The 6,183-nt window shown below is 76.5% G+C and carries 7 protein-coding genes and 1 pseudogene; 5 read left to right on the plus strand and 3 right to left on the minus strand.

Going from position 1 to position 6,183, the window contains the following annotated elements; all coding sequences use genetic code 11:
* From CBZ_RS20815 to CBZ_RS08190, 3 genes and pseudogenes are all read left to right on the plus strand, one after another.
* Window positions 1–293, plus strand: a pseudogene (locus tag CBZ_RS20815) (hypothetical protein); the annotation flags it as partial.
* The gene (pucG, locus tag CBZ_RS08185) at window positions 290–1,513 is read left to right on the plus strand and encodes a pyridoxal-phosphate-dependent aminotransferase family protein (protein ID WP_246013158.1); all 1,224 of its coding nucleotides are present in this window, start codon (window positions 290–292) and stop codon (window positions 1,511–1,513) included. The pseudogene CBZ_RS20815 and the gene pucG, both read left to right, overlap by 4 nt.
* Window positions 1,510–2,796: an allantoate amidohydrolase gene (locus CBZ_RS08190; RefSeq protein ID WP_246013160.1), complete on the plus strand. Its 1,287-nt coding sequence runs from the start codon at window positions 1,510–1,512 to the stop codon at window positions 2,794–2,796. Before pucG ends, CBZ_RS08190 begins: the two co-directional genes overlap by 4 nt.
* A 21-nt stretch (window positions 2,797–2,817) precedes the next feature.
* Here the strand turns inward: CBZ_RS08190 and CBZ_RS08195 are convergent, their stop codons facing one another.
* On the minus strand, window positions 2,818–3,387 hold the full coding sequence (locus CBZ_RS08195) for a nucleotidyltransferase family protein (protein WP_246013162.1): 570 nt from the start codon (window positions 3,385–3,387) through the stop codon (window positions 2,818–2,820).
* Between CBZ_RS08195 and uraD the strand changes: the two genes are divergently transcribed.
* On the plus strand, window positions 3,386–4,198 hold the full coding sequence (uraD, locus tag CBZ_RS22085; RefSeq protein WP_307720747.1) for a 2-oxo-4-hydroxy-4-carboxy-5-ureidoimidazoline decarboxylase: 813 nt from the start codon (window positions 3,386–3,388) through the stop codon (window positions 4,196–4,198). The genes CBZ_RS08195 and uraD overlap by 2 nt on opposite strands.
* A 65-nt stretch (window positions 4,199–4,263) precedes the next feature.
* On the opposite strand, the gene CBZ_RS08205 is transcribed toward uraD, so the two are convergent.
* Together CBZ_RS08205 and pucL are read right to left on the minus strand one after the other, a co-directional pair.
* Window positions 4,264–4,746 (minus strand): nucleoside deaminase, encoded by a 483-nt coding sequence (locus CBZ_RS08205; protein WP_130781081.1) that lies wholly within the window; start codon window positions 4,744–4,746, stop codon window positions 4,264–4,266.
* Window positions 4,743–5,636, minus strand: coding sequence for a factor-independent urate hydroxylase (pucL, locus tag CBZ_RS08210; RefSeq protein ID WP_130781082.1), 894 nt, complete (start codon window positions 5,634–5,636; stop codon window positions 4,743–4,745). The genes CBZ_RS08205 and pucL overlap by 4 nt, the downstream gene beginning before the upstream one ends.
* A gap of 200 nt (window positions 5,637–5,836) precedes the next feature.
* Between pucL and CBZ_RS08215 the strand changes: the two genes are divergently transcribed.
* The coding region (locus CBZ_RS08215; protein ID WP_165446703.1) for an XdhC family protein at window positions 5,837–6,183 on the plus strand (347 nt) is incomplete at its 3' end.

The raw sequence follows: 6,183 nt of genomic DNA on the forward strand, positions 1-6,183 counted from the left end.
CCCCCGGCCCCGCCCCCGCGCGCGACGCCGGAGCGGCAGAGCTCGCGCGCGTCCGCGCCGCCACCCTCCCGACGACCGCGCTCGCCGGGGTCGGCGGGCTGCCCGCCCTGTCCGTCCCGCTGCTCACCGTGCCGACCGTGCGCGGGCCCGCGCCCGTCGGCGTGTGCCTGGTCGGCCCGGCCAGCAGCGACCTCGACCTGGTCCGCGCGGGCGCGGCGCTCGCGGCGGCGGGCGGCACCGTGAGGACCCGCACCACCGGCGTCGAGCGCGACGCCGCGAAGGAGACACGATGACCGTCGCCCCCGTGAACCCCCCGGCCCGGCTGCTCATGGGCCCCGGACCGGTCAACGCCGACCCCCGGGTCCTGCGTGCCATGTCCGCACCGCTCGTCGGCCAGTTCGACCCCGTGATGACGGGCTACATGTCCGAGACGCAGGAGCTGTACCGGCAGGTCTTCGCGACGCGCAACGACGCGACGCTGCTGGTCGACGGCACGTCCCGCGCGGGCATCGAGGCGGCGGTCGTCTCGCTCGTCCGGCCGGGGCAGCGCGTGCTCGTCCCTGTGTTCGGGCGGTTCGGGCACCTGCTCGCGGAGATCGCGCTGCGCGCGCAGGCCGAGGTGCACACCATCGCGACCGAGTGGGGGCAGGTGTTCACGCCGTCGGCCGTCGAGGAGGCCGTGGCGCGGGTCCGGCCGCACCTGGTCGCGGTCGTGCAGGGCGACACGTCGACGACGATGAACCAGCCGCTGGACGAGCTCGGCGCGATCTGCGCGCGGCACGGCGCGCTGCTCTACACCGACGCGACGGCGTCGCTCGGCGGCAACCCGTTCGAGATGGACGCGTGGGGGCTCGACGCCGCGACCGCCGGGCTGCAGAAGTGCCTGTCGGGCCCGTCGGGCAGCGCGCCGCTCAGCCTGTCCGAGCAGGCGGTGGCCGTCGTGCGCTCGCGGCACCGGGTCGAGGCGGGCCTGCGCGAGGAGGGCGACGACGACGCACCCGACCCCGTGCTGTCCAACTACTTCGACCTGGGCCAGGTCCTCGACTACTGGGGTCCGCGGCGCCTCAACCACCACACCGAGGCGACGAGCATGCTCTACGCCGCGCGCGAGTGCGCACGGGTCCTGCTCGACGAGGGGCGCGACCAGGTCGTCGCACGGCACGCCCGCGCCGGTGCGGCGATGCTCGCGGGCGTGCGCGGCCTGGGCCTGGGGGTGTTCGGCGACGTCGCGCACAAGATGCACAACATCGTCGCGGTCGAGATCCCCGCGGGCGTCGACGGCGACGGCGTGCGCGCCGCGCTGCTGCACGACTACGGCATCGAGATCGGCACGTCGTTCGGCCCGCTGCACGGCCGGGTCTGGCGGATCGGCACGATGGGCGTGAACGCGCGCCGCGACGCCGTCCTCACGACGCTCGCGGCGCTCGAGCAGGTGCTGCGCCGGGCGGGCGCGCGCGTGCCGCACGGGGGCGGCGTCGACGCCGCGGCCGAGGTCTACGGGGACGCGGCGTGAGTGACCCGACGGACCCGGTCCTGCCCGACCTGCCTCCCGGCGCGTGGCGGGACGCCGCCGCCCGGGTCATGGCGCGCTGCGACCGGCTCGCCGCGGTGTCGTCCCGCACCGACGGCATCGAGCGCGTGTACCTGTCGCCCGAGCACGCCCGCGTCAACGGCGTCGTCGCCCGCTGGATGCAGGACGCGGGCCTGCGGACCTGGCAGGACGCGGCGGGCAACCGGTGGGGGCACCGCGACGGCCGCGACCCCGACGCGCCGTCCCTCGTGCTCGGGTCGCACCTCGACACGGTGCGCGACGCGGGCCGGTACGACGGCATCGTCGGCGTGCTCGCCGCGCTCGAGGTGGTCCGGCTGCTCGGGCGTGTGGTCGGCGGGTTCCCGTTCGGGGTCGACGTCGTCGCGTTCTGGGACGAGGAGGGCGCGCGGTTCGGCAAGGCCCTGCTGGGCAGCTCGGCGGTCGCCGGCGCGTGGGACCCCACCTGGTGGGACCTGCGCGACGAGGACGGCACGAGCCTGCGGGACGCGTTCACGACGTTCGGGCTCGACCCGGCCCGCGTCGCCGAGGCGGCCCGTCCGCGGGCGTCCCTCGCGGGGTACCTGGAGGCGCACATCGAGCAGGGCCCGCAGCTCGACCGCGCGGGTGCGCCGCTGGGGGTCGTCACGTCCATCGCGGCCGCCCGCCGCTACCGGCTGACGGTCGTCGGCGAGGCCCGGCACGCGGGCGGTACTCCCTACGACGCGCGCCACGACGCGCTGCTCGGCGCGAGCGAGGCGGTCCTCGCGGTCGAGCGCCTGTGCCGTGCCGAGCACCACGTCGTCGGGACCGTGGGGCGGCTCGAGACGTTTCCCGGTGCCGTGAACGTCGTCCCGGGCGAGGCCCGCCTGACCCTCGACCTGCGCGGTGAGCTCGCGGAGTCCCGCGACCGCGTGTGGGGGCTGCTCGCGGGCGAGCTCGACCAGATCACGGGCCGGCGCGGTCTGACGTGGTCGGCCGAACAGGTCCACGACGCGCCGGCGGTCGTGTGCGACCCGCTGCTGCGCGACGTGCTGCGGGCGGGCGCCGAGGGGACGGGGCAGCGGGACGTCCTCGACCTGTTCAGCCCGGCCGGGCACGACGGCATGGCGCTCGGCGCCGTCACGGACGTCGGCATGCTGTTCCTGCGCAACGCGGACGGCATCAGCCACCACCCGGACGAGTCCGTGACGGTCGCCGACGTCGAGGCGGGGCTGCGGGCGCTCGCGGCGGCGGTGCTGCACCTGGCGCACGAGCGCGCGGGCTGACCCCGGCGGCCCGGTCGGGGTTCAGGGCCGGTCGGCGTCGGCCCCGTCCCACAGGTCGCCGCACTCGACGGGCTGCGCGCCGCGGTCGCGCAGGTACGGACCCGCGCCGGTGTCGCCGGAAACCGCCTCCGCCAGGGGCACCCAGTGGCGGCGGCCGAGGACGACGGGATGGCTCGGGACGCCGTCGACGACGACCCGCCGCAGCGTGCGCTCGTCGGGCGGTGCCTCCAGCAGCCGGGTGACGACGTCGGTCGGCAGCCCCGGCAGGTCGACGAGCGTGACGACGGCCGCCACCGCGTCGGTCGCGCCCGCGGCCGCGAGGCCGGCCCGCAGCGAGGCCGACACGCCGTCGGCCCAGCCGGTCGCCACGACCGGGACGGCACCGGTGGGCAGGAGCGGCAGTGCTGCGTCGGTCGCGGCCCCGAGCACGACGACGACCGGGTCGCAGCCGCCCGCCCGCAACCGGTCCACGGCCCGCGTCACCCACGGCTCGCCGTCCGTCGAGCGCAGCACCTTGGGCCCGCCCGCACGCGTGCCCGCACCCGCCGCCAGCACGATCCCCACCAGGCCCATCGCTACAGTGAAGCCCATGTCCGCGACCCCCGTGACCCCCGCGCGCGCCGACCTCGAGGCCGCGCTCGGGGTGCGGCGCTGGGTCGACGACGTGCTCGCCGGAGCCCCGTACGCGGACCTCGACGCGCTGCTGGCCGCCGCCCGGGCCGCGGCGACCCCCCTAAGCCCGGTGGAGATCGACGAGGCGCTCGCGCACCACCCGCGCATCGGCGAGCGACCCGTCGGCGTGGGGGCCGCGCAGGACCACAGCCGTCGTGAGCAGCAGGCACCCGACGCCGACGACCCGGATCTCGCCGCACGCCTCGCCGCGGGGAACGCCGCGTACGAGCACCGGTTCGGCCGCGTGTTCCTGGTGCGCGCCGCCGGCCGGACGCGCGCCGAGGTCCTCGCCGAGCTGGACCGGCGGCTCACGCTCGACGCCGCCGACGAGCTCGAGGAGGTCGCCGAGCAGCTCCGCCAGATCGCGCTGGGCCGTCTGCGGGTGGTCGACGCGGGGTCCGCGGGCGGTCACGTCACGACGCACGTCCTCGACGCCGCCCGTGGCCGCCCCGCGGTGGGCGTCGCCGTCACGCTGGTCGGCCCGGACGGTGCCGTGCTCGGCACCGCGTCGACGGACGACGACGGCCGCGTGCGCGAGTTCGGCACTGCCGCGCTGACGGCGGGGGAGCACCGGCTCGAGCTCGACACCGGCACGTGGTTCGCCGCGCAGGGCGTCACCGCGTTCTACCCGCGCGTGACCGTGCACTTCACCGTGAGCGACCCGTCGGCGCACCTGCACGTCCCGCTGCTGCTCAGCCCGTTCGCGTACTCGACGTACCGCGGCACCTGACGGCGACCGGGCGCGCCGCGGCCGGGGTGTCGGCCGGCACTGCCGGGACCCGTCGACGGCGGGCGTCAGTAGTCGATGCGCGACGCGTGCGCGCGCCACGCTTCGAACGGGGACCGCGCACCCGGCACGCTCACGTGGTCGACCGGCAGGTGCCACTGCGAGCGCTCGCGCGCGAACAGCTCGTAGAACTCCCGGTCGTCGAACCCGCCGTCGGCCGCGTCGTCGCGGTTCGCCGCGTACACGACGCGGTCCACGCGCGACCACAGCGCGGCGGCCAGGCACAGCGGGCACGGCTCGCACGACGAGTACAGCGTCGTGCCGCCCAGCGAGAAGGAGCCGAGCGCCCGGCACGCCGCACGGATCGCGACGACCTCGGCGTGCGCGGTCGGGTCGAGGTCGCGGGTCACGCGGTTGGCGCCCTCGGCCACGACGACGCCCGAGGCGCTCACGACGAGCGCCCCGAACGGCCCGCCGCCCGCGACGACGTTCGCGGCCGCGAGGTCGACGGCCCGCGCGAGCCACTGCCGGTCGGTCGTCGGTGCGGTCATGCGAGCCCCGCCGACGCGCGCCACGCCTCGCCCGCCGGCGGCGGGTCCTCGCGCGTGATCGTGGCCTCGATGAGGCCGTACGGCCGGTCCGTCGCGACGAACACCTCGCCGGGGTTCTCCAGCCCGAAGGGCGTGAGGTCGACGGCGACGTGGTGCTTGTTGGGCGCCTTGAGCCGGATCTCCACGACCTGCTCGAACTCCTCCAGGACGGCCGTGCCCATGTGCCACAGGGTCTGCTGCAGCGCGAGCGAGTGCCGGGTCGCGAACTGCTCGACGAGCGTCGCGCGGATGCCGGCGTACGTCTCGTCCCAGGGCACGTCCGTCCCGGCGAACCGCCACCGCACGTCGAGCGACGTCGCCATGACGCGGTCGTGCGCGTCGGCCAGCGTCGTGTACCCGTCGCGCAGGAACCCGGCGAACTCCGACCCGGTCGACTTGAGCAGCACGAGGTCCTTGAGGCCGCCCACGACGTGCTCGCCCGACGCGTCGACCGTCACGGCCGCCGTCCGGACCTCCTGACCCGCGCGCACCCACGTGTGGTCGTGCTCGACGCCGTCGACGACCACCCGCTGCCAGGCGAGCTCCTCGAGCTCGACGCGCGCGCCGTGCACGGGCTCGACGTCGGCGACGAAGTGCCGCGCGAGCGCGAGCCCGAAGTCCTCGACCGCCCCCACGCCGACCTGCTTCGCGAACGCGAACACGGTGTTCTTCTGGGTGTCGGTCGGCAGCACCGCCGACTGGTCGCCGTCGAGGTAGGCCGCGTCGAAGGCGCCGCGCAGGGCCGTCGTCACCGTGAGGTCGCGGATCTCGTGCCGCGGGGTGTCGCGGTAGACCCGGACCAGGCGCGACTCCGCCTTGCCGTACTGGTGCTCCGCCAGGACGAACGTCATCGACCCGTCCTCCCCGTGCTGGGCGTGTGGTGGGGTGTCGTGTCGAGCGGTGGGGCGTCGGCCCGTCTCGTGACCATGCTGGACCTTACGAACGCCCCGCGACAGGGGAGTGACGTCGTCGTGTCGGGCAGGTAACCCCACCGGCCGACCCGCACGCCGCCGAAACCCCGCCGTGACCTCGGCGTGCCACCGTGGGACTCGTGCTCGAGATCGCCGCCCGGCTGCTCGCCCGCCTGGACGCGGGGGAGACGCTCGTCGTCGCCACCACGGTGGGCGTCGACGGCAGCGCGCCGCGTGCGCTCGGCACGTCGATGGCGTGGGACGGGGCGCACGTCGACGGCTCGCTCGCCGGTGGCTGCGTCGAGGGCGCGGTGCTCGACGTCGCGGACCGCGTCCTCGACGACGGGCGCCCGCGCACCGTCCACCTGGGCGTCGGCGACCCGGACGGCCTCGCGGCGGGCCTCGCGTGCGGCGGGCGGCTGCGGCTGCACCTCGCCCGGCTCGCCCCGGGCGCACCCGAGACGGCGGCGCTGCGGGAGGCCGCGGC

It is taken from the genome of Cellulomonas biazotea, assembly GCF_004306155.1.
In the GTDB taxonomy this organism is placed as follows: Bacteria; Actinomycetota; Actinomycetes; order Actinomycetales; family Cellulomonadaceae; genus Cellulomonas; species Cellulomonas biazotea.

What these genes read in the sequence shown, in the direction of transcription:
- pucG (WP_246013158.1), top strand. Translation starts at nt 290, where the DNA reads ATGACCGTCGCCCCCGTGAACCCCCCGGCCCGGCTGCTCATGGGCCCC.
- uraD (WP_307720747.1), top strand. Translation starts at nt 3,386, where the DNA reads ATGTCCGCGACCCCCGTGACCCCCGCGCGCGCCGACCTCGAGGCCGCG.
- CBZ_RS08195 (WP_246013162.1), bottom strand. Translation starts at nt 3,387, where the DNA reads ATGGGCTTCACTGTAGCGATGGGCCTGGTGGGGATCGTGCTGGCGGCG.
- CBZ_RS08205 (WP_130781081.1), bottom strand. Translation starts at nt 4,746, where the DNA reads ATGACCGCACCGACGACCGACCGGCAGTGGCTCGCGCGGGCCGTCGAC.
- pucL (WP_130781082.1), bottom strand. Translation starts at nt 5,636, where the DNA reads ATGACGTTCGTCCTGGCGGAGCACCAGTACGGCAAGGCGGAGTCGCGC.